22 protein-coding genes and 1 pseudogene are annotated in these 21756 nt (G+C 57.5%); 13 read left to right on the plus strand and 10 right to left on the minus strand.

The genetic code is table 11. From position 1 onward, the window contains the following. Positions 1–7: 7 nt before the first annotated feature. Positions 8–1081 (minus strand): ACR3 family arsenite efflux transporter, encoded by a 1074-nt coding sequence (arsB, locus tag QCE73_RS10485; protein ID WP_087126678.1) that lies wholly within the window; start codon positions 1079–1081, stop codon positions 8–10. Between the two features lie 2 nt (positions 1082–1083). Beyond that, a complete protein-coding gene (locus tag QCE73_RS10490) occupies positions 1084–1599 on the minus strand; it encodes an arsenate reductase ArsC (protein WP_087126629.1) in 516 nt (171 codons plus the stop codon). 196 nt (positions 1600–1795) lie between these two features. Here QCE73_RS10490 and QCE73_RS10495 point away from each other — a divergent pair, with 196 nt between their 5' ends. Continuing rightward, entirely contained in the window at positions 1796–2137 is a 342-nt protein-coding gene (locus QCE73_RS10495; RefSeq protein WP_087126628.1) for a helix-turn-helix transcriptional regulator, read from the plus strand. Between the two features lie 94 nt (positions 2138–2231). On the opposite strand, the gene QCE73_RS10500 is transcribed toward QCE73_RS10495, so the two are convergent. The 3 genes from QCE73_RS10500 to arsH are packed head-to-tail and all read right to left on the minus strand — an operon-like array spanning position 2232 to position 3830. After that, the gene (locus tag QCE73_RS10500) at positions 2232–2705 is read right to left on the minus strand and encodes an ArsI/CadI family heavy metal resistance metalloenzyme (RefSeq protein ID WP_087126627.1); all 474 of its coding nucleotides are present in this window, start codon (positions 2703–2705) and stop codon (positions 2232–2234) included. After that, positions 2706–3044 carry a helix-turn-helix transcriptional regulator gene (locus QCE73_RS10505; protein WP_087126626.1) on the minus strand — a complete coding sequence of 113 codons (339 nt, stop codon included), beginning with the start codon at positions 3042–3044 and terminating at the stop codon, positions 2706–2708. It abuts the gene before it with no gap. Positions 3045–3053: 9 nt separating this feature from the next. Then, positions 3054–3830 carry an arsenical resistance protein ArsH gene (gene arsH, locus QCE73_RS10510; RefSeq protein WP_087126625.1) on the minus strand — a complete coding sequence of 259 codons (777 nt, stop codon included), beginning with the start codon at positions 3828–3830 and terminating at the stop codon, positions 3054–3056. A 79-nt stretch (positions 3831–3909) separates the two neighbouring features. On the opposite strand from arsH, the gene QCE73_RS10515 reads away from it, so the two are divergent. From QCE73_RS10515 to xylB, 7 genes and pseudogenes are all read left to right on the plus strand, one after another. Continuing rightward, positions 3910–4773, plus strand: coding sequence for an RNA-guided endonuclease TnpB family protein (locus QCE73_RS10515; RefSeq protein ID WP_309881095.1), 864 nt, complete (start codon positions 3910–3912; stop codon positions 4771–4773). Positions 4774–4788: 15 nt separating this feature from the next. After that, positions 4789–5025 (plus strand): annotated as a pseudogene (locus QCE73_RS10520) (zinc ribbon domain-containing protein); the annotation flags it as partial. A 394-nt stretch (positions 5026–5419) separates the two neighbouring features. Continuing rightward, positions 5420–5983, plus strand: a complete 564-nt coding sequence (locus QCE73_RS10525) for a hypothetical protein (RefSeq protein ID WP_087126623.1) — start codon at positions 5420–5422, stop codon at positions 5981–5983. A gap of 5 nt (positions 5984–5988) precedes the next feature. Then, entirely contained in the window at positions 5989–7248 is a 1260-nt protein-coding gene (locus QCE73_RS10530; protein ID WP_087126622.1) for an MFS transporter, read from the plus strand. Positions 7249–7282: 34 nt separating this feature from the next. Beyond that, positions 7283–7717, plus strand: coding sequence for an arsenic resistance N-acetyltransferase ArsN2 (gene arsN2 / locus QCE73_RS10535; RefSeq protein WP_087126621.1), 435 nt, complete (start codon positions 7283–7285; stop codon positions 7715–7717). Positions 7718–8352: 635 nt separating this feature from the next. Beyond that, positions 8353–9081 (plus strand): SDR family oxidoreductase, encoded by a 729-nt coding sequence (locus QCE73_RS10540; RefSeq protein WP_087126620.1) that lies wholly within the window; start codon positions 8353–8355, stop codon positions 9079–9081. A gap of 34 nt (positions 9082–9115) precedes the next feature. Then, a complete protein-coding gene (gene xylB, locus QCE73_RS10545) occupies positions 9116–10579 on the plus strand; it encodes a xylulokinase (RefSeq protein WP_309881098.1) in 1464 nt (487 codons plus the stop codon). A 360-nt stretch (positions 10580–10939) separates the two neighbouring features. Here xylB and QCE73_RS10550 read toward each other — a convergent pair whose 3' ends face one another. After that, positions 10940–11254: a hypothetical protein gene (locus QCE73_RS10550; RefSeq protein WP_087124742.1), complete on the minus strand. Its 315-nt coding sequence runs from the start codon at positions 11252–11254 to the stop codon at positions 10940–10942. A gap of 453 nt (positions 11255–11707) precedes the next feature. Next, positions 11708–11899 carry a hypothetical protein gene (locus QCE73_RS10555; RefSeq protein WP_087124741.1) on the minus strand — a complete coding sequence of 64 codons (192 nt, stop codon included), beginning with the start codon at positions 11897–11899 and terminating at the stop codon, positions 11708–11710. 406 nt (positions 11900–12305) lie between these two features. Here QCE73_RS10555 and QCE73_RS10560 point away from each other — a divergent pair, with 406 nt between their 5' ends. Continuing rightward, on the plus strand, positions 12306–12809 hold the full coding sequence (locus QCE73_RS10560) for a hypothetical protein (RefSeq protein ID WP_238212489.1): 504 nt from the start codon (positions 12306–12308) through the stop codon (positions 12807–12809). A 529-nt stretch (positions 12810–13338) separates the two neighbouring features. Here the strand turns inward: QCE73_RS10560 and QCE73_RS10565 are convergent. Continuing rightward, positions 13339–13605: a DUF4148 domain-containing protein gene (locus QCE73_RS10565; protein WP_238212490.1), complete on the minus strand. Its 267-nt coding sequence runs from the start codon at positions 13603–13605 to the stop codon at positions 13339–13341. A 389-nt stretch (positions 13606–13994) separates the two neighbouring features. After that, positions 13995–14351 (minus strand): hypothetical protein, encoded by a 357-nt coding sequence (locus QCE73_RS10570; RefSeq protein ID WP_309881100.1) that lies wholly within the window; start codon positions 14349–14351, stop codon positions 13995–13997. Between the two features lie 523 nt (positions 14352–14874). Here QCE73_RS10570 and QCE73_RS10575 point away from each other — a divergent pair. The 3 genes from QCE73_RS10575 (at position 14875) to QCE73_RS10585 (ending at position 18745) form a co-directional block, all read left to right on the plus strand. Then, the gene (locus tag QCE73_RS10575; protein WP_309881102.1) at positions 14875–15315 is read left to right on the plus strand and encodes a hypothetical protein; all 441 of its coding nucleotides are present in this window, start codon (positions 14875–14877) and stop codon (positions 15313–15315) included. A gap of 288 nt (positions 15316–15603) precedes the next feature. Further along, a complete protein-coding gene (locus tag QCE73_RS10580) occupies positions 15604–17331 on the plus strand; it encodes an AAA family ATPase (protein WP_309881103.1) in 1728 nt (575 codons plus the stop codon). Next, the gene (locus tag QCE73_RS10585) at positions 17300–18745 is read left to right on the plus strand and encodes a UvrD-helicase domain-containing protein (protein ID WP_309881104.1); all 1446 of its coding nucleotides are present in this window, start codon (positions 17300–17302) and stop codon (positions 18743–18745) included. The genes QCE73_RS10580 and QCE73_RS10585 overlap by 32 nt, the downstream gene beginning before the upstream one ends. Before the next feature lie 153 nt (positions 18746–18898). Here QCE73_RS10585 and QCE73_RS10590 read toward each other — a convergent pair whose 3' ends face one another. Beyond that, positions 18899–20584 carry a DUF4041 domain-containing protein gene (locus QCE73_RS10590; RefSeq protein WP_309881106.1) on the minus strand — a complete coding sequence of 562 codons (1686 nt, stop codon included), beginning with the start codon at positions 20582–20584 and terminating at the stop codon, positions 18899–18901. Positions 20585–21101: 517 nt separating this feature from the next. Between QCE73_RS10590 and QCE73_RS10595 the strand changes: the two genes are divergently transcribed. Next, on the plus strand, positions 21102–21698 hold the full coding sequence (locus QCE73_RS10595) for a hypothetical protein (RefSeq protein ID WP_309881108.1): 597 nt from the start codon (positions 21102–21104) through the stop codon (positions 21696–21698). Positions 21699–21756 lie beyond the last annotated feature (58 nt).

The raw sequence follows: 21756 nt of genomic DNA on the forward strand, positions 1-21756 counted from the left end.
GGAACGTTTACGTCTCTCGTTGGTACCAGCGCCGAGACGAGTTGACCACCTTGACCACAGCTAGCATCACCGGCACTTCGATGAGCACGCCGACCACCGTCGCCAACGCCGCCCCAGACTTCAGGCCAAACAAGCTTATCGCGGTCGCGACTGCCAGCTCGAAGAAATTCGACGCGCCAATCAGACATGACGGAGCAGCAACGTCATGGGAGACGCCCAATTTCCGGTTCGCCAAATAAGCAAGTGTCGAGTTGACGACCACTTGAATCAGGATAGGCACAGCGAGAAGCACGATGACGACCGGCTGCGCGATGATTTGCTCGCCCTGAAATGCGAACAGCAGCACAAGCGTGAGCAACAGGGCAGCGATGGAAAACGGTCCAATCGTCGACAGTGCGCGCTGGAACGCCTGTTCCCCACGGCGTAGAAGCGCTTTGCGGATAATTTGGGCGATGATGACCGGAATGACGATGTAGAGCACCACCGACGTCAGCAGCGTATCCCACGGTACCGCGATGTTCGAGATGCCAAGCAGCAGTCCAACAACCGGAGCAAATGCGAACACCATAATCAGGTCGTTCAACGCGACTTGAGACAGCGTGAAATACGGGTCACCTTTGGTCAGCTGACTCCACACAAACACCATCGCTGTGCATGGCGCCGCCGCCAGGAGAATCAGCCCTGCAACATAGCTGTCTAGTTGGTCGGCCGGCAGCAGAGAAGCGAACGCGTGACGCACAAACACCCATGCCAGGAAGGCCATGGTGAACGGCTTCACGGCCCAATTGATGACCAGCGTCACGCCAATGCCTTTCAGCTGAGAGCGGACCTTTCCGAGCGATGCGAAATCGATGCGCAACAGCATCGGGATAATCATGACCCAAATCAGAACTCCGACCGGGATGTTGACGTGAGCCACTTCCAGCGTAGACACCGTGTGTACCGCGCCGGGCAGCAGCTTACCCAGCACAATCCCGACCACGATGCACAACGCGACCCATACAGAGAGATACCGCTCGAAGAAGCCGATACCGCTGGGCGCGCGCCGAGCAGCTTTGGCGACTGTCTGACTGCCAGCCATCATTACTCTCCTTTCTCGCGCAACGATGTCCCGATAGTTTGCATTTCTTGCTGGACGGCCATGCGGTCGAGCTTTTGCAACGGAAGGTTCGTAAACAGTTCGATACGCTTCTTCATCTGCACGAAAGCTTGAAGAAACGCTCGGCGCTTCTCCTCGTCGGAACCTTCAACCTTCGATGGGTCAGCGACGCCCCAGTGCGCCTTCGCAGGGTGACCCGGCCAAATGGGGCAAACCTCGCCTGCTGCGTCGTCGCAGACAGTGAAGATGAAGTCCATCTGTGGCGCGCCGTCCACTGCGAATTCGTCCCAGCTTTTGCTTCGCAGCCCTTCCGTCTCAATACCCTGCGAGCGAAGCAAAGCGATTGCGTGAGGGTTCGGCGTCGTTCCCGGATGGCTTCCTGCACTGTAGCCGACGAAGCGGTCACCGGCGAGTTGGTTCAGCGCCGCCTCCGCAAGGATGGAACGCGCCGAGTTGTGGGTGCAGAGGAATAAGACGTTGTACTTCCGTTGGTCTGTCACAGACTTCTCCTAACGACGATTGGTCGCAGCTCGCAATTAAATCTATATCTCCAATATAATGGAAATGACGTGACGCAGCAAGCTCGGGCACGACCTGCGTTCGGGACAAGCAGCCTTGACGCCCGTGGGCTGCAGTTCCGCCCGGCGTCCGCGGCGTCGCGTTAGAATCGGTACATAACCTGGAAGACAGAGCCTTATGAAGGAAAAAGACGCCATCAAAGCTTTGGCCGCGCTCGCACAGCCGACGCGCCTGGCTATTTTTCGTCTGCTCGTCACGGCCGGACCTGAGGGTCTGAACGTCGGTGTCATCCAAGAACACCTGAACCTAGCTAGCGCGACACTCTCCTTCCATCTCAAGGAGCTGACGCACGCTGGCTTGGTGACGTCCCGCCAGGAAGGACGGTTTGTGTACTATGGGCCCGAAATCGAACATATGAATGACCTGGTTGGCTTTCTGACTGAGAACTGCTGCCAGGGCGTGGACTCGGCCGCATGCAAGCCGGCCAGGAAAGTCAAGTGCAAGCCTGTGACCGCGTGAGCGGGCGCTTCGTGCGGTAAGGTCGCCTAGGACCACTTGCATCGTAACGGCCGCCTCGAACCTTTTGGCGGCCGATTGTTTTTGTCGCCGCGAATTAGCAGCAGCCGACCTTTTTCTCAATCACAGCTGGAATCGAGGTGGCCGGGGCACAGCAGGCTCCGCCCGCCTCGGGAGCGGCCGGTGCCCGGCTGTCCGCTCCGAAAACCGGGATGCCGCCGAGGGTGTGATACGTCTCCCACGGGACGCCAGCCGGGTCTTGCGTCCAATACTTGTTCGAGCTGGCGTAGCAGCACTGGGCGCCAGGTTGGTCCTGTATCGCGACGCTACCAGCAACGACCTGTTCGCGAAGAGCAGCCAGCTCTTCGTCATTGTCGACCTGAAAACCGAGGTGATTGACGCCAATTTCACCACCACGCGCCGAGATGGCGAAGTTCACTCGTGGGTCCTCGAGCATCCACTTCGCGTAATCGTTCTTGAGGACTGACGGTTCCGCGCCGAACATGCTGCTGTAGAAGCGCACGCTTTCGTCAAGCTTCGGGACAATAACGTGCACATGAAATCGCTTCATTTAAGCCTCCGTCTCGTTGGTCGCGCAGCCGCATTGCTCTGCTTGCTCCGCCGCGCAGCAGTTCTCCATGAGGAAATCCATAAGCGTCTGCATGTGGTCATAGTTCGCGCAATAGAAGATAAACCGACCCTGGTTCTTGCCTTCAATGAGTCCGGCATTCGCAAGCTCTTTGAGGTGAAAGGACAGCGTTGGCGCGGGCAATGACAGCTTTTCGGCGATAGCCCCTGGACTCATCCCCGATGGACCCGCGGTTACCAGCAGTCGAAAAACCGCGAGCCGTGTTTCATGTGCCAAGGCTGCCAGTGCCTTAACTGCTAGCTTTGAGTCCAAGGTTGCCATCACAGTCCTTTACTGGTTACTCGCCTTCGCTTTCTCGGCAGGGTGTTCGGCGATTGCTCGGGAAGCAAGGTCGGTTGCGGGGTCAAGCGGACGACCGTCCTCGACGCGCTCGCTGTACCTGTCGACGAGATAATCGGCGCGGCCACGAAGCAGCAGGGTGAACTTGACCAATTCTTCCATCACGTCGACGACTCGGTCGTAGTATGGGGACGGCTTCATCCGACCAGCTTCATCAAACTCCTCGAAGGCCTTCGCGACCGAGCTCTGATTCGGGATGGTGAACATGCGCATCCACCGCCCCAATTGGCGCAGCTGATTGACAGAGTTGAACGACTGCGAACCACCGCTCACCTGCATCACCGCAAGGGTTCGTCCCTGCGTCGGCCGGATACCACCGCTGACGAGCGGCAGATGGTCAATCTGGGTTTTTATCAGGCCGGTAATCGTGCCGTGGCGTTCCGGGCTGCACCATACGTGTCCTTCCGACCACATGGACAGTTCCAGCAACTCCTTCACTTTCGGGTGGTTCTTCGAGTCAACGTCGTCGGCGTGCGGAAGACCTCGGGGGTCGAAGATTCGAGGCTCTGCTCCAAACTGCTCCAGCAGGCGCGCGGCTTCCTCGACAAGCAGGCGCGAATACGACCGGTCGCGAAGAGAGCCATAGAGCAAGAGAATCCTCGCCGGTGGTTGACCTTCCATCCCCAACCGAGCAGCGATGTCTGTGTCGAGAAATTCCCGCCTCGCCGCCGGGAAGCTGTCGTCGTCGTTGATTGCGTGCACTGTCATCGTGTGTTCCAGCGATTTCATTCAAGTTCGGCTCTCGCCAGAGAGCTTCTAGCATATAAAGTATCGCGCTAGACGGTTCATGTCCGTCAAACGCGCCTTCCGTTTCCGCTTCTATCCAACCGCTGTTCAGGAGCAGCAGTTGGCGCAGCACTTTGGCTGCGTGCGGTTCGTCTATAACCATATGCTCGCGCGTCGGCAGCAGCGACACAAAGATGGCCTGAAGTCGAACTACGTTGAAGACGCCGCCGCGCTGACCGCACTAAAGCGGACGCCCGGCTGTATCTGGCTACGTGACGTCTCCATCGTGGCGCTACAAGCTTCCCTTCGTCACCTTGACACGGCATACAAGAATTTCTTTGCCAGGCGGGCAGGCTTTCCGCGCTTCAAACGCAAACGAGCCGCGCAGACCTATTCCTTGATGCGCAACGGATTTACTTTGCGCGGCGGCGACCTGACGCTTGCGAAGATGGCAGCGCCGCTCGATGTGCGCTGGAGCCGGCAGTTGCCCTCTACGCCGTCGAGTCTGACCGTGTCGCGTGACGCTGCCGGTCGCTACTTCGTCAGCCTGCTGTGCGACGACGGGGTGGCACCGTTACCGCCGACAGATAAGGTGATTGCCGCCGACCTGGGCCTGACGCACTTTCTGACCTTTGCCGACGACCGGCCTCCGCTATCTCCACCGAAGTTCCTCGCAGCGTTACTGAATCGCGTGCGGCACATGAGCCGTGCGCTCTCGCGAAAACATAACGGTTCAAAAAACCGCGACAAGGCGCGCCAACGTCTCGCGCGGCTTCATGCTCGCATCGCCGACTCGCGCAAAAATTTCCTGCACAAACTGTCTACCCAGCTCATCCGCGAAAACCAGGCGGTGTTCATGGAGGACCTGTGCATCAAGGGAATGATGCGCAGCCACCTCGCGCGAAACATCGGCGACGCAGCCTAGGGCGAGCTACTTAGACAACTCGCGTACAAGGCGGCGTGGTACGGCCGGACCTACTGGCAGGCGGACCGGTTCTTCGCGTCGAGCAAAACCTGTCACGCCTGCGGATTCCGGCACAGGTCGCTGCCGTTGAACATTCGGCAGTGGACCTGCCCGGATTGCGGCGAGATACACGACCGAGACCGAAACGCCGCGAGAAACATCCTCGCCGCAGGCCTTCTCGCTACACGTACCGCGGGACGCGCGGAACCTTAAGCCTGTGGAGCGGACGGAAGACCTTACGGAGGCACCTCCGGTAGGCGGTCTGCAGCGAAGCAGGAACCTGATTTGCAAAGGTCAGGAATTCCCCTCTCACTAGGGCGGGGAACGACGTCAAATTTCCAATCCTATAGAGATATTCGCCGCAGTTCAGTCCGCCTCCCTCCGCTAACCTGGCTGCATCAGTGTTTGCATTCTACTATATTTCCGGTATTCTGGAAATGTGAAATCTTTGGGGATTGCCATGAGCTCGAATGACCTAGCTTTGGATGGAGAGCCGCTCCCGGTATGGGGAGGGTGGCGTTGCCGCGCGGCGCACGCGCTCCTTGTCTTGATGACACGTTCGCCGGTTGACGGTTCACGCGCAACGCCTACTGAGGAGCGTACGGCTATGAAAATTGGCTCTCCAGCGCTGGCGGCCGACATTGCACGCCAGTTTCAGCTCGAGACCGGATATGCGAGTTCAGCGGTCGCCCTGACGACAGCAACTGACGACAAACTCGCGCTCGCGCGTTTGCTCGCACAGGGCGGTTCCTCCGCAGCGGTCCTTGTGATGGACGAGGAAGTGTTAGCGCGCAGGTATCCTCCGTGCGACTGGATGACTCCGCTCCTGCGAGTCCGCAACCATCTCGCTGACGAGGGTTCGAAATTCTTCGTCGCGCTGACTACGCCGCCGAACGAAAAAGGGATTCTCGCGGCACTACGACGACTGCGCGCACGCTTCGTCACACGACGAGTTGAGCGATTCTGCAATCGTGACGGAATCGGGTTTCTCGGTACAGTCAACGTTCTGCCGCACCAGGTCATCGCGCCTCGCACGAGCCTGTTCCCCGAGCGAGTCGCGGCCGTCATTGCTCACCGGCTGGCTTCAGCAACATTCTTTTGCTGCGACGCATTTCGGATTGGAGGCGACGGTCCTCATAGTTCGAGCGAATATCAGGGGACAGTAAGTTGAGCACGATGTCGAACCGAAGTGAGAGCGCGAGCGGGAACCCTGCGCCTGCTGACAGCGAAGACAAGTTAATAACGTGGGCGCTGGCTCTGGCGCAGTTGGTTTCGTGGGGCTCCGTGTACTACTCGTTTTCACTGCTCGTGGTGCCCATGGAACAGGGCATGGGCTGGAGCAGGACGTCGACGAATGCCGCGTTGTCCGTGGGATTGCTTGTTTCAGGCTTTGCAGCCTATCCCATTGGCCGTTGGATTGACCACGGACTTGGACGGCGGGTAATGGCGGTCGGCTCCGTCATCGCAGCGGCGATGCTTCTGCTTTGGGCCGGCGCCCAGTCGCTGACATTGCTCTTCGTCGCGTGGATAGGCCTCGGGATTTCGATGGCTGCCACGTTCTACGACCCTGTGTTCGCCGTCGTCACACACCGGTATCCGCGAAGCTTCCGGACCAAAATCACCTTGATTACGCTTGTCGCGGGGTTCGCCAGCACAGTCTTCATTCCGCTGACGCAGCTTCTCGTTGGCTCAGTCGGATGGCGCACGTCGATTGTCGTGCTCGCGGCGCTGAACCTCGTCGTGTGCCTGCCCATCCATGTCATGGCCATCCGCTCGTCGCGGTCGCGCACCGACGCGGGTTCACGACCAGAAAGTCGAGACGTGAAGCTGGCTAACGATGCGGCAACACGCCGTGCGCTGAGAACACCCACCTTCTGGGCGCTCGCCGTCTGTTTCACGGCTTACTACGCGACGTTCGCGGCGCTCACATTTCATCTGGTCCCGCTCATGGTCGAGCGCGGAGTGTCAAACGCCGTATTGGTCACAAGCATGGCGCTCATCGGCCCAGCGCAGGTCGCCGCGAGAGCGGTGTGGTTCACGTTCGGCCGGACGGTGCACGTGAGCACTGTCGGTACCGTCGTCGTTACGCTTTTCCCGTTATCGACGGTTATTCTGATATCGGCAGGCCACTCGGCCACACTCCTCTGGTTGTTCGCGCTGTGCTATGGCGCCGCAAACGGAATGATGACGATTCTACGCGGCACCATTGTCCAAGACCTGATGTGGACCGAGGGCTACGGAGCAGTCAGCGGGATGCTCTCGTTCCCGTCAAATATCGCCAAGGGGATAGCGCCGATTGCCGCGGCAGGTATCTGGAATTTGACTCACGGCTATGTAGCCGTCGAGTGGACGGTGTTTCTGGTCTCGATATTGTCGGCCATAGCATTCTTCGTCGCCGTTCGGGCGAGTCGCCACGCAGCCGTGAGCTCAACCTAATCGAATTTGGTGACCCTCAAGACGCCAATCAATCATGAAAGTTCGAGCTGCGCGCAGAAATGACCTAAGTGCAATCAAGATATTGCTCACAGAGAGTGGGCTGCCTGCCTCGGATGTGGTCGCGACGCTGCTTGACGACTTCATGGTCGCGGAAGACGAAGGCGGAAAGCTTGTTGGGTGCGTTGGCCTCGAGCGGTTGGGTCGCTTTGCGCTGCTACGGTCGCTAGTTGTCGCGCGGTCAACTCGCAACCAGCGGCTTAGTTCGACCCTTTTAGCTCGGGTTGAATTAACAGCGCAAATGTTGGGCGTTCGCGAAGTGTGGCTACTTACGACGACAGCAGCTGGGCTATTCCAGCGCTACGGATATGCGGATGCCGACCGCGGCACAGCGCCTGGAGAAGTGCAGGCAAGTGCGCAGTTTGCGGAGTTGTGCCCGGCAAGCGCCATCTGCATGAAAAAGGTTTTATAGTTCGAGCAACCCCCATTGGCATTGGCTGCCTAGTATCGGCGTGCAGCAACCCAAACCGCATTCTTCTTTTAGTTGTGCATTCTCTCTGCTGCGCACCGTCTGTTTTTGTGAATGCCCCCTGGTGAAGTAGAGCCCAGCTAAGCCAGGCCTTCAGACACGTTCCAAAGCATCATGAGATGCCCCTCGGAGCCAGCGTCGCCCGTCAGCCGTTCGTCTCAGGGCGCTAACTTCGCCACCCTGTCCAGTGTCTCAAGACTATCCCACGGTATCGGTTGTCCCACAGCCGCCGTCGTTGATGTCCGACCAGCCATGCGAACTCGCCAAAGCGGTGGGCTGCCTACCGTATTCGTCGCGGGCGAGTCATCATTGGCCGCGGTCTAACAAAGACCCGGGTTTTCCCTCTTCAAATCGTCTTGACAACGACAACTCCGAACTGGATTATTTGCTCTTTGAAAGAGCATTTGTTCGTCACAACTGTTTTTGTACGATAGCCGGCTGGTTGGGCCCCAAGCGCGTGGCTCGCTCCTAGCCGGAAATCGACGGCGGCGTTGCACGTGCCGCCGTGATGGGCAAAGTGATTGGAAGATTTCCATCCTTGGCAAATTCGCAGGTGAGCAAACCAGGAGGGCATTCTCATGGCCGGAGAATTACAGGGCAAGGTCGCTGTGGTAACTGGCGCCGCTTCAGGGATAGGTTTGGCGAGTACGCAGGCGATGTTGACTGCCGGTGCTCGGGTCGTGCTGGTCGACCGCGATGAGGCGGCACTGGCGTCAGTCTGCCGGGAGCACGGCGACGCAGCCATTCCATTAGTCGTGGATTTGCTCGACCCGGCAGCATGTTCGGCTCTCATACCCCGTGTGCTGGACATCGCTGGGCAAATTGACATCCTGCACGCGAACGCTGGTACCTATGTGGGTGGCGAGTTGGTCGAATCAGACACTGCAGAGATTGACCGGATGCTGAATCTTAACGTCAATGTCGTGATGAAGAATGTTCACGACGTGCTGCCCCACATGATTACTCGTGGGACCGGCGATATTGTGGTGACCAGTTCCCTTGCCGCTCACTTCCCGACGCCTTGGGAGCCGGTCTATGCATCGTCCAAGTGGGCGATTAACTGCTTCGTCCAGACCGTGCGGCGCCAGGTTTTCAAACACGGAATCCGCGTCGGTTCTGTGTCACCCGGCCCAGTCATCAGCGCACTACTTGCCGACTGGCCAGAAGAAAAACTAAAAGAGGCCAAAGAATCCGGAAGCCTGATTGAGGCTAGCGAGGTGGCGGATGCAATCATGTTCATGCTGACACGACAGCGCGGGCTGACGATTCGAGACGTGGTCCTGATGCCTACCAATTTCGACCTATAGGTGACTCAGGCAGTCCTCAATCAAGGTATCAGCGATGTTTCTCGGCATTGACCTCGGCACGACCGAATTGAAGGTTCTCTTGCTGTCAAGCGACGGGAGTGTCGTCGGGACCGCTCATCACCCATTGGGAATCTCACGGCCGAAGCACCGATGGTCGGAGCAAGACCCAAGTGATTGGTGGCGAGCTACGCAAATCGCGCTTTCCACTCTACGCAATAACCATCCCAATGCGTTCGCTCGCGTACAGGCCATTGGCCTGTCAGGTCAGATGCACGGAGCTGTTGTGCTCGGCGCGGATGACCAACCGTTGCGCCCAGCAATTCTTTGGAATGACATGCGCAGCGCCAGCGAATGCGCCGAACTCGAAGCACGCGCACCGCGACTGCATGAGATAGCAGGCAATTGCGCGATGCCGGGGCTCACTGCACCGAAGTTGCTTTGGCTGGCGCGTCACGAGCCGGAGTGCTTTCGACAGATGTCATGCGTGTTGCTACCGAAGGATTACATTCGTCTGCGCTTGACTGGCATCAAGCATACGGACGCGTCTGATGCATCGGGTACGCTTTGGCTGGACGTCGGACGCAGGCAGTGGTCTGACGAACTTCTACATGCTTGTGACATGACGCAGATGCAGGTTCCTCCGATGGTGGAAGGATGCCAAGCAACCGGCGTTGTGCTTGCAAGTGTGGCTAGCGAACTTGGCTTGTCGCCAGACGTGGTGGTTGCAGCGGGCGGAGGCGACACCGCGACAAGCGCCCTCGGCGTCGGCGCGACGGAACCGGGAGAGGGTTTCTTGTCGCTCGGTACGTCGGGTGTCCTTTCTGTCGTCACCGAGAGCTTCCGGCCAAGCCCGGAATTAGGACTTCACGCACTCTGCCACGCAATTCCAGACAGATGGCACCGAACCAGCGTCGTGCTATCCGCGGCTAGCTGCATTCGTTGGCTTTGCAAGCTGACTTCGGTTGACGAAAACTGTTTGCTAGCTGAGGTCGAGACTCTCAGCGCGAACGCTCGGGCAAAAGCACCATTGTTTCTACCGTACCTTTCCGGTGAACGGACGCCTCACAATGACCCATACGCCCAAGGCGTGTTTTGCGGCTTGAATCATTCGACGGACCGTGCGTCACTCGCTTATTCGGCTCTCGAAGGCGTCACGTTTGCGCTGTCGGATGGCCTCGACGCCTTGCGTGCAGACGGTACCCAGGAAACGATACTGAATCTAATAGGCGGCGGCGCGCGCAGCACGTTCTGGGCCCAGTTACTGGTCGACGCACTCGGGATAGTGTTACGTCGTCCGTTTGACACAAATTACATCGCTGCGCTCGGCGCCGCTCGTCTAGGCTGGCTTGCAGCTAGCGGTGACTTCGCGACTGTCGCCCGTGCGAAGTTGCTATCGCAGGAGTTCTTTCCCGGCGACGAACAGCGTCCCATTCTCTTGGAACGCTTGAGTTCGTATAGATTGCTCTACCGACAGATGCAAGCGATTTTCCCGAGATGACCTTTGCTTTCCGGCGCTCGTGCGTGCTCCGTGTTCAGTAAGAGGCTCTTTTCTCTTTGGTTTTCAGAAAATGACTTTTTACTTGCAGGGTAAGCTCTTTTTAGAAAAAATAGGGAGTCGACTTTATATTCTAGCGCCGGCTCAAGCGATTTGACGCTTTCAATAGTGGCTGACCGCCGGGCGGCCATAGGTGCTTCATCGTCGTCGTTTGCCGCCTTCGAGTTGGTTCTGAGGCGCGCAGCCCCGCTGACATGAGACTGGTCGAAGAAGGACCCGGACAGCACTCGTCCATCGGAAGGAATGTGCTGCCTTCCGGAAATGCCACGATACACACGACGAGCCTTCACAGGGAGCTAGAACTCAGTCTTCGATTTCGTCATCACCATCGGTGGGTTCGAAAAACTCTATGTGATTCTCAGCAATCTCAACGCGAATTTCTTCTGGGTCATCCTCGATTTCAAGGTTGTTCGGTGGCGTCGCGACAATCCTGAAGTCGTACCCGAGGGCACTCACGTCGGCGACGTATTCACCGTCTTCGTCGTCCCGCATGACGTCATCGTCGAGCATCGACCGCTTCTCGGTGTGGAAGTCTTTTGCCGTCAAAACGATGCGCTCCTCTTCTTGAGTGTCGACCTCGACCACTATAAGCACGGCGTCGCCGGAGAGTTCGAGCATATGGCCTCCAGAAGTAACTACCCCTCGGACCTAGGCAGCGCAGCAGAGTTTCAATCCTCGGGCACAATCGCAGCCCAAACGCAAATAGTGCGTCCAAGTAATCGAGTTCTGCGTATTGCTTCGCGATTTCAGCAGGGCGTTGGACGGCCATATCTTTCCCCTCTCTTATCCGTCAAGTTGATGCCCGATATTATCCTGCAGACTTCTATCGTCCCATCCGGAGGTCGTGTCGCAGAAGTGCTTCCCAAGGACGGCGGAGGCAACCTAAACTGCCCGAGCGGCCACCGCCACACGCGCGACCGCAGCAGCCTCTTCATCATTCTTTCAACTGGTTTCACGTTCTGTTTGTATTTTCGCGTGCAAGCGCCGAGTGACGTATCCCCGCAGATGCTACGCCACGCCAACGCATTTGCTCGAAGGAGCAGACCCATACCCTTCGTCAGCGGTTCAGGACTACAGCCTCATTCCGACGTGGGCGGGAGCCGGGTCGGGCGTATTCTCCAAGGTGTTTATCGAGTTGATAACACGGTAGGCTTCGACAAGTGCTTTTTCCTTGTCCACATCACGCCCTCCAACGACATGGGCCATCTCGGTACGAGAAAGTTCTTCCTCACGGTGCAAGTCAACAATAGTCAGCGTGCTCATTTTGATTCACCCATAAAAAGTAGTGTGGCAGCAAGGGCCGGGACTGTGAGCGGCTTCCGCTCGATAAGCATTATTCACGTTCTGTGCCAAGCTCGACTTCAGCACGCCAAGCAGATTTAACTTACTGTTTACAAAGAATAATCCTCAACACCCTCTCTCTATGCCGTTGAGTCACGACAGCCGCATGTATGATTGATTCCAACACATGACAAAGCTTTTGTTGGTAACTTGAGAACAGTCCGTCGAGAGCGTTGAGAGTGGAGGGGGCCTCTGAATCACCGGACACGGTCTCCAATTAAAATAGCGGTACACGCCACGTCTCTGTAATTGCCTCCCAGGTTCGCAGTACGCTGTTGGTACCATTACGTCGTCGCATATGACTACAACCGGCGAGGATGGATGGGCAATGGATATCTTTTACTACTGGCAGAAACTCGAGCAAGACTTGAAGAACGGTCACGTCGGCTACTTTGGTTCCAACACCGCAAAGATTGTTGAACTCAAGGAGCGGTTGCCGAAGCGCCTCTGGGTTTTCAAAACGCCGAGGGGCATGAAAGGCACTATTCAGTTGGTCGGTTCACTCCTCGTCAGCGAAGAGCCGAAAGTTGCGGTCAACAGCGGCTTCGCGAACCTCGTTTTCTACGACCCGTTCTCGCTCGAATCGGTGATGTTCACAGACTCCGACACACCGGAACGCATTCGCGACGTCTCCGGTCTCCTTCAATACAGCTTCCACACCGCGTTCAAATCAAATTTCAGCGGAGACGCTGGGCTGCAACCGTTGGAATCAAATGTCGTGCGGTCGCTTGACGCGTTGTCGGCCGACTGGGACAAGGTGCAGATGCTCGAGAGAGTGAAGGACCGCAAGAAGGTGCAGCCAATCAACCCTTTTGTGCATTCGTCACGTTGAAACGCGCAAACGCGTGCTGACAGTTCGAATAGGCGCTGGGTAGTCAAATAGAGTTCGCGAGGTACCCGATAGGTCCGTCAGAATAGATGCCGCATTCCGAGCATTGCCGCGGTCTGATTTGCAACAGCCGCAGGTGTGGCGCCTGCTCCGCCCGAACTTAGCCCGTAACGAGCGTGTGCTGCGAGGCAGCTGGATTTGTACGCGCGCTGACGTGGTGGCGAATTTCGGTGTTCTTGCATCAGGCTTGGTGGTCCTAGCGTCCGGATGGCGGTGTGCCGACCTGATTGCCATCAGCATTTACGTGGCGAAGGAGGCAGTTGAGATTTGGCACCAAGCCCGCGATTCCGGCGGACGCGAGACCGCGCTTTCTAAACAATGACTACATCGCTATTCATTCTGACCTCAGTCCAATCGGCCATGACCCGAAATGCCGGTAATTGACATTGTTAGTTGGCGGTTCTTCGGTTAGCCGAATCATGACCAAACCATCAAAAACCTCAAAAGTTCTATGTTTCGCGGAGTGTTTAGGTCAGTCTGTCCGTTTTTTGGCGTTAGCTCCTGACCCGACACCTTCGGGATGTTGAGTCAAGTATCGCTTTTTGTTTCTGTCTAACGTCGCTGGAGATGGCGGATACTCAGAGCGCCTGTAAGGCAGCCAACCGTCCCGCCAAGCTTGTTCGAGCTCGGTTCTCGCTTGTTCTCTGGTCTTTGCTTGAGCTAGGCCTAGTGGCAGCGTGAAGGCACCGCCGGCACAAACGATGACCAGACTAAGGCAGATGACTGTCAAGCGCCTCATACCGTTCCTCTCTCTTAGACGTTTCACTTCCCATACGCCTTAAGTTTGGCTGATATTCCGTGCGGTCCGGTGACGCGTAGATGATATTTCCGTCATCTCTGCGTCATCGCCGGCGTGCTTTGCACCTCGCGCTACGCTTGAATTTAGCAGCGCTGCCAACTCCAACAACTGGTCGCTTCTACATCGCTCCCAGTAACACAACGCCCCGACGCTTCCTGCGCTGCGCTACAGAAGCCATCACGACCGTCGACGTACAGCGGGTGTTATCCGCAACCCTGGGCCTGAACAATGTTGAGCTATGCAACGGCTCAGCCGGCATTCACGGCGCGGCCGTTGTCGTCATTGCTTCGCCTAAGGGGCCTGGCGCAGTTTTGAGTCTCGTCTCGAACCTACTTGACCGCGAGAAGATAAGCGTGACACCGGTCGTAAATGTCGCGAGTCACGACAGAGGAGAAGTCCAGCCGCAGATTGCTGTCAAAGATGGAAGCCAGAGCACTGCCGTTGAGCGTAAGGCCTGTCTCGACTTCAATAGCCTCCGCAATCGAAAGTGCACGACTCGCCAACATGATTCTGCTCACAACATCTCCTTCGCGCTGCATTGACTTCGACCAGTAAGCCGAAGACTCGACCGTGCTCTCGATGGACATCCACCGCCCGGTTGCGAACTTCGTCGCGAGATGGGAGATGACGAGGAAGGTCAGCATTTCGGCCTGCACCCGTAAATCGAAGGGAACGGAAGGTACCATTTCAAGATTGCCCGGCGCGAGTACGATGTCTTGATTGTAGGACGCGACAACCTGAGTTCAAGTCGCCCACCACCGGGGCGAAAACCTCGGAACTGAAATCTGGGCTCTCCGCCTTCGAGATTTGCCGTGTGACCGCGGCTCGTTCGTGTCGCGCGCCACGCGACGACCGCATCCGCGTTCTTCAGCACATCAATGAGGGCTTCGAATGTCATTGCTCGGTACCGGCGTTGCTTTGAAACGAATGCTGCGCACCCTACGCATTGCGCTTGGCCGCTTTCGTTAATCCGCTCGACCCACACAACGGTTTTCAGCGCGCATTTATTGTTGCCTGCGGCTTTCAAAAGCCTTTTTCTTTCCTGGTTGATGACAGCATCGGATTTCCACAAAGGCCGTTCGGATGGTCGGTCACCGTCTAAACGAACTCTACGCAGGCTGTTGTAACCGACATGCTCAAGGTTAAGAAGTGGCGAAGACTGCCGATATCACGTTAGGTCGGATAGGTCGATTTCAAGGACATAGGCAAATGATTTTCAAGAGAATAACGCTCGTCACTACGTGTCTCACGCTCGCAGTCTTGGCGGCATGTGGCGACAAGCAGGAAGTGGAAAAAGGAACAAGCGCTGTTTCGTCCGGGGCCGCGTCGGAAAGTTTGAATGCATCGCCGTCGCAGGCGACAGGTGAAGACGCACGTGCCTCGCAGCAAAGCGCCGCCCAACAGCCGCCCGCTTCGGACACAGACGGTCTCACGCGTGTTCATTTCGACCAGATTTTTGCCATTGACTCGAACGGCAACCTGACGCCGAAAATCCCTGTCGACATCAACGGCGTACAAATGACGCCGGGCGTCACGTTCGGCGGCGGTGTACAGTTTGGCGGCTTCGCGGTTAGCCAAGCGCTCGGCCATGACTTCGGCGTTCGACGCCTGGAAAGCGGCTTTATTCAACTTGTGAAGTATTACGACTGACCCAGCGCGGCCAGCAGGAATCGGGAGCGCCTTGGTGCTTGTTGCATACCTAAGATACAGTAAGCGCCTCGCGCCTCGTATGTCGGTGGTGCCGAACCCTCTCCCGACGAGAGTCAAAGCAAACCTTCCACGCTTGGCCTGTGAGCACCATGTCCTCAAGCGACGTTCGTAGCGGCACGCCATCAATCATGCAGCGCCTCGGTGCGGCCGTTCGACTGTTGGCGACGTTCGTAAGACGTGCCCGCAGTTGCGCATGATATTGCGGTTCGCATATCTGTAGGAGACGCAGTGGTCCGTATTCGCAAAGTCGAAATCCACAATTTTCGTTCTATTCGCTCCCTTTCCTGGGCGCCGTCGGCGGGTATCAATTGCCTCATCGGTCCCGGCGACAGCGGCAAATCCACGATTCTGGATGCCATCGACTATTGTCTTGGCGCTCGCCGAAATCTCAATATTTCCGACACAGACTTTTTCAATCTCGATGTCACGCAAGATATTGTCATCAGGCTAACGCTAGGCTCGTTACCCGACTCCCTGAAGAATCTCGAATACTACGGGCCGTATCTGCGCGGTTTCGACCTCAGCACGGGAAAGGTTGAGGACGAGCCCCGGCGCACGTTGGAAACCGCGCTCACGGTGCAGCTTGCGGTGAAATCGGACCTTGAGCCGGTGTGGTCGCTCTACTCCGACCGGACGACCGGCGAAGACCCGGCGCGTGCGCTGCGATGGACCGACCGTGTAGCGCTTGCGCCGGCAAGGCTTGGTCAACATTCGAATGCCAACCTGTCTTGGACCAAAGGCTCCGTGCTGAACAGACTCTCCGATGAGCGCGCAGACGTGGGGTTGGAACTTGTGCAAGCCGCGAGGGATGCGCGCACTGGCTTTGGTGCCCGAGCCGCGCCGCAACTCGCGAACACGCTGAAGACGGTAACCGACATCGCCAGAAGTCTCGGGGTGCCAGTTGGCACGGCCGCCACGGCACTTCTCGATGCGCATGCCGTGTCTTTCGGCGAAGGAGCCATCTCGCTTCACGATGAAACGGGCATTCCGTTGCGCAATCTCGGCACTGGCTCAAGCCGACTCCTGATTGCAGGTCTACATCGTGCGGCCGCTGCGCTCGCCACTGTCATTCTGGTGGACGAGATTGAATACGGGCTGGAACCGCACCGACTCACGCGCCTGCTCAATTCGCTTGGCTCGAAAGAGGCGCCGCCCCCGCTGCAGGCGTTCATCACGACACATTCGCCAGTCACTTTGAGGGAACTGGCAGGGTCACAACTCTTCGTGCTTCGCAGCGAGGGTGGCGCGCATCAGGCTCGGCTAGTCGGCACTGACGACGACGTTCAGGGAGCAATTCGCCTTTATCCCGAAGCCTTCCTTGCTCGAACGGTCATCGTGTGCGAAGGGGCGAGCGAGATAGGCCTAATTCGTGGGTTGGATGATTTCTGGGTTCAAAATGCCAGTCCGTCGCTCCAATCGTTCGGCGTCTCTTACGTCGACGCGGGCGGAGGTGATGCTGACCGTTGCTTCCAAAAAGCCAAGGCGTTTCTCAAGCTTGGATACCGAGTCGCCGCGGTGCAGGACAACGACAAGACTCCCACGGCCGCCGTGGTCGAGGAATTCAAAGCGTCCGGGGGTTTTCACGTCGCGTGGCGAGACGGCAAAGCCCTCGAAGACGAGCTTTTCACGTGTCTGCCGGATGATGCGATTGACGCTCTCATCGAACGAGCGCTTGAGCTTACCGAGGACGGCAAGGTCGACCAGCACATCAAGACGAGGTCGAACGGAGAGTTGGACCTCGAAACAGTTAAGCTCGAAGGGGACTTGCTGGGCTACATGTCCGAGGCTCGCAAGATTTTGGGAGAAGCGTCGCGCATCCGAAAGGCTGGATGGTTCAAATCGATTTCCAAGATGGAAGGCGTAGCTCGCGACATCGTGGGCCCCTATTACACGCGCGCAGACGCAGGTTTCACCAAGCAATTGGATGACCTCTTTAAGTGGGCATGTTATGCATGACGTCGACCTGCTTTCCCTCAAGCGCGGAACTGTCACTGCGCCTGCAGGATGCGGCAAGACGCAACTTATCGCCGACTGCATGGCCAGTCGCGAGGATGCGAAGCCCGTTTTGATTCTGACTCATACTAATGCAGGAAGGAGCGCACTAGAATCCCGTCTCGCGAAGGCGAAGGTTCGGAAGTCAGCGTATCGCGTCTCAACCATCGATAGCTGGTCCATAAGACTCATTTCCAACTTCCCTGTGCGCAGCGGACACGACCGTGCAATCGAAACGCTGAACAATCCCGCCTCCGACTACACAGCCATTCGGCAAGCCGCTCGAAATCTAATGGCCAGCGGCGACGTAAGCGACACCCTGCAAGCCACATACAGCAACCTGCTCGTTGACGAATACCAGGATTGCACAATTCCTCAACACGAAATCATCGGCTGGATGGCGCACGTCTTGCCCACGTGCGTCTTGGGCGACCCCTTGCAAGCAATCTTTGGGTTCAGGGAAAGGACAGTTGATTGGACCGGCGACGTGCATAAGCTGTTTCCGCCCGCTGGAGAGCTCTCGACCCCCTGGAGGTGGAGGAATGCAGGAACCGAACATTTCGGCGAATGGCTTCTCAGCGCGCGTCGCCTGCTGCTCGCAGGGCAGCCCGTCGACTTACGAGTTGCGCCAACCGAAGTAGTTTGGAAGCAGTTGCCAAACGATTCAAACGTAGCACATCAGGTTCGACTTGAAGCTGCCCGGACGAAATCCGCCGAAGCGGGAGGCTCTGTCTTGGTCATTGGCGACAGCACTAACCCCCAAGGGCAACGGCAGATTGCTTCGCAGACGCCCGGGGCAGCAACGGTGGAAGCAGTCGACCTGCGTGACATTACGAGGTTCGGGCAACTGTTTAAACCTACTGACGCTAGAGCTCTGTCGCAACTGCTCGATTTTGCCGGCGAGCTAATGACTGGCGTTGGGCCCGCAGAACTCTTGCGCCGGCTGGACATCCTTGAGCGAGGAGCGGCCCGAAACGAGGCTTCTCCTCGGGAAGCAGCGGCATTACATTTTCGGCGGGCTCCCTCCTTCACGTCTGCGCAAGCGGTCTTAGGAGTCCTTGAAGAAGCACCGAACGTGAGAGTCTTTCGACCGGAGGCCTTACGCGTCGTGCAATCAGCGCTTGAAGTTGCGGCTCAGGGTCATCGTACCTTCGCCCAAGCGGTCGTCGATGCGCGCGAGCGGAACCGACACTCGGGCCGCCCGACCACTCGGAGAGCGGTTGGCAGCACTTTGCTGCTGAAGGGCCTCGAGGCTGATACAGCCGTTGTTCTCAACCCAGAGGAAATGGATGCACGCCACCTGTATGTCGCCTTGACCCGTGGCGCGCGGCAATTAGTGATTTGCTCCAAGGCGCCTATTCTGACGCCGTGTGCGTGAGTTGACCCCAATGTCAACCTTCATTGGTGCGCGCAATTGGCAGACACCATTAGTTGAATCCTTTGTCCTCGACCGTACTCTTGCTCACTTGAAAGTGCGACGCGCCGCATTTTCCCAACCGACGCTCGCCGTCGTCGAGGCGCAGCGTTATCCTCACGCTGCCTGAACTTCGGCCAGCGTGCCTTCTTCGTCCGCCATAGCTGCATCCAGCGCAATCTGCTGTCTGAACCACTTGTCGCGTTGGGCTGGGTCGGCTTCAATTTGGCGAGCAATAACGAGGCTCTCTCGATATTCAGCCGCTTCCGCCGTCATCGTCCACGAAACGTTGAGACCCATTTCCTCAACCGTTGCTCGCAGGTCGGCTAGACCGACGCGGAAGAACTCCTTCCGCGGATTTACTTTATTGACCTGCGCTTCCACGAACTTCTGGTGCAGTGTGTGTTCAAGTTCGGGAGCGTTGTCAGACCAAATCATCGCGTGCACATCGAATGAGAACGGAACGCTCGCGTCGCCCAACTCGCGGACACGGTCCATTGGCTCAAGGCGTCGGGTAAGGCCGACTTTATAGACGTGGTCGCCGAAGGAACCAACGTTAGATATGATGTATACGTGTCCAGCCTTCGTCTGCTGAGCCATGGAAAGAGCACGCTGATTCTTGTCTTCTGCTTGCTGAAGCTTTTCAGCGAGTTCAGCGAGTTGAGCCTCGTACTGTGCCTTTTGCTCGTCGCTCGCGCGTGCAATCTGGCTCTGAGCTTTCTCCATTGCACGCCGGATGAGCTCTTCTTCCTTCGCGGCGTCGCGCATCGCGCGTTCATACTCGCGACGAGCCTTTTCTTCCTCACGAATCTTTTCGCGAATTGCTCGCTGCTCTTCCTTCTCCCGCTCGCGCAACTCGTTCGTCCGGACAGCCCAAACGAGTTCATCGATACGCGCATCGACGTATTCTTTCAGAATGCGTGCGTTCTTGAACGCAGCACCGTTGTGATTCACGATAGCGGCCGCGTCTTTGACTTCCTGCTGAAGCGTGCCGAAATTGCCGACCTTCGCCCTCGACAGGATAGAGTCGGTCTTCCCGTTGAATGCGTCGACTACAAACCGGATTGCTGTCTCGCTGCGATGCTTCTCCACATAGTCGCAATCCGCCGCCCGGTTCTGCGTTGCCATCAGCTTGGAATAGTCGCGAGCGACCTTCAGTTGTTTGCCAGCCTCCGTATGTGAATAGCTGTCAGCAAGTTCATCCAATAGGCTGTGAGCCGGAATCATGTATGCGTCGCCGTAGCCGTCAATGACGTTCTTCATGGCCGCAGCGGTCGCGGTCAAACGGTCGGCGTCCTCCACGGCCCGAAGCGCATCCCCGGCAATCTCTTCTGCGCGCTTGCGTGCATCATCAATGACCCTCGCGGCCTGGGCGCTTGCACGTGCGACGGTCTGCTCCGCCTCTGTACGCTTCTGTTTGGCTTCGGCGGTTGCTTCCGCGGTCACTCTTGAGGCCTCTTGTTGAGCAGAAGCCAGTGACTCTGCAGCTTTGGTCTCAGCGGCCGCGAGCGTGACCGTCGCTTCCGATGCGATGCGGTCGGCCTCCGCAGCAGTGTCACGAATGTGAGCAAATCGTGCCAGAGAGTTTCTATCCTTCTCTGCTGCGGCTAACCGGTCGTGCAAAGATGCAATCTGCTGCGCGTTCAGGACGTCGTTTTCGTCCTTGGCGGCCCGAAGATTATCCAGACGTGACGTCAGGTCGTCTCGTTCCGTCCGGAGGGCGGACGCCGCTTTCCGGCTCACGACGAAGCGCCACAACAGCAGCGCGACCAAGAGGAAGAGAACTACAAGTGTGAGTGCCATGCCGATTCTTTTTTCGACTTAGAAGGTAATTGACGACGCCCGACGCCGAACTGAGACGGAGCGTAGCGTTCGACAAGCTGGCGCGTGCCCCTTTCTGTCCTGAAAAGGCTCTGCGATTGGCTCATCTCACGCTGAATAACGGCTGATAGGGTCTTCGACTTTAGGTGCGAACTTCGATTCAGCGCCCGTGGCGTCTGCGGGCCGACAACGCTTCCATATAGGACTTCGCTGGTCGGCCCATTTGAGGTCGAAGTCGAGTGTTCGCGTGCCGTCGTGCTACCGGTGTGCCTCGTCAACGTTATGGCCGGAACATCAGTCCTGAGCCTCATGAGGGTGTCGAGGGCAGTCATGGGAATGGCTGCATGTCCAACCGTCACCGCGTCGACGAAAATTTTAAGAAACCTTCGAGCAATGCGCACATCGCCTGTGTCAGAATGGTTTCGAGTCCGCAGCAGCTAAAGTCACTCCGTTTTCTGCCGTTTATAAGCTTTCGTTTCTTATTGCGGTGGATTATTGAATGAGATTCTTCTCGGCAACTGCCGCGCTGTTGGTCGGTCTTGGCTTTGCGATTCGCGATATCGTCGGCGGAGCACCGTTCGGCGCCGCAGCGTTCCTGCTGTGTGGATTGCTCGCAGCTGCGACATTGACGTTCGGCTTTGGCGTTCGAAAAGAACTATTCTGGGAACTCGGTGCGGCAGCTTGCGGCGCGCTTGCACTAACACATGTTCTTTTTGAGACGCCCGGCTTCGATGCTGAACGACAGCAGTTCCAGCTCGACGTGTACGCGGCGCTAGTCACCCCGGCGGTGATGGACGGCAACGCTTGGGAACTGTCGCAAGACGATAGGAAGCTTGTAGTGGCTACGATGCTCGAATGTGCGACTCAAGGAAGTGCGGACTTATTGCAGAGCGCGGTGGAGGCAAATGGTGCCATTCATCTCGGCCCGGAAACGTCCCTCGTCGACGCGTCCATTAAAGCGCTCGACGGAAAAACGCCGCCAGAGCGCTGCCTCTCGGGCTTCAAGACGTTGTACAAATCACACCCGCTGATGTTCGTCGGCGTCACCAACAAGCATCGCGGGTGGATGGCGAAGCATGGCATTCTGGGAAGTTGAGAGCTCGTGATGGTTGAGCCATAGGGTTAGCCTCGGCCACCCGCCCTGGAAAAATCGT

This window comes from Caballeronia sp. LZ029 (assembly GCF_031451275.1).
In the GTDB taxonomy this organism is placed as follows: Bacteria; Pseudomonadota; Gammaproteobacteria; order Burkholderiales; family Burkholderiaceae; genus Caballeronia; species Caballeronia jiangsuensis.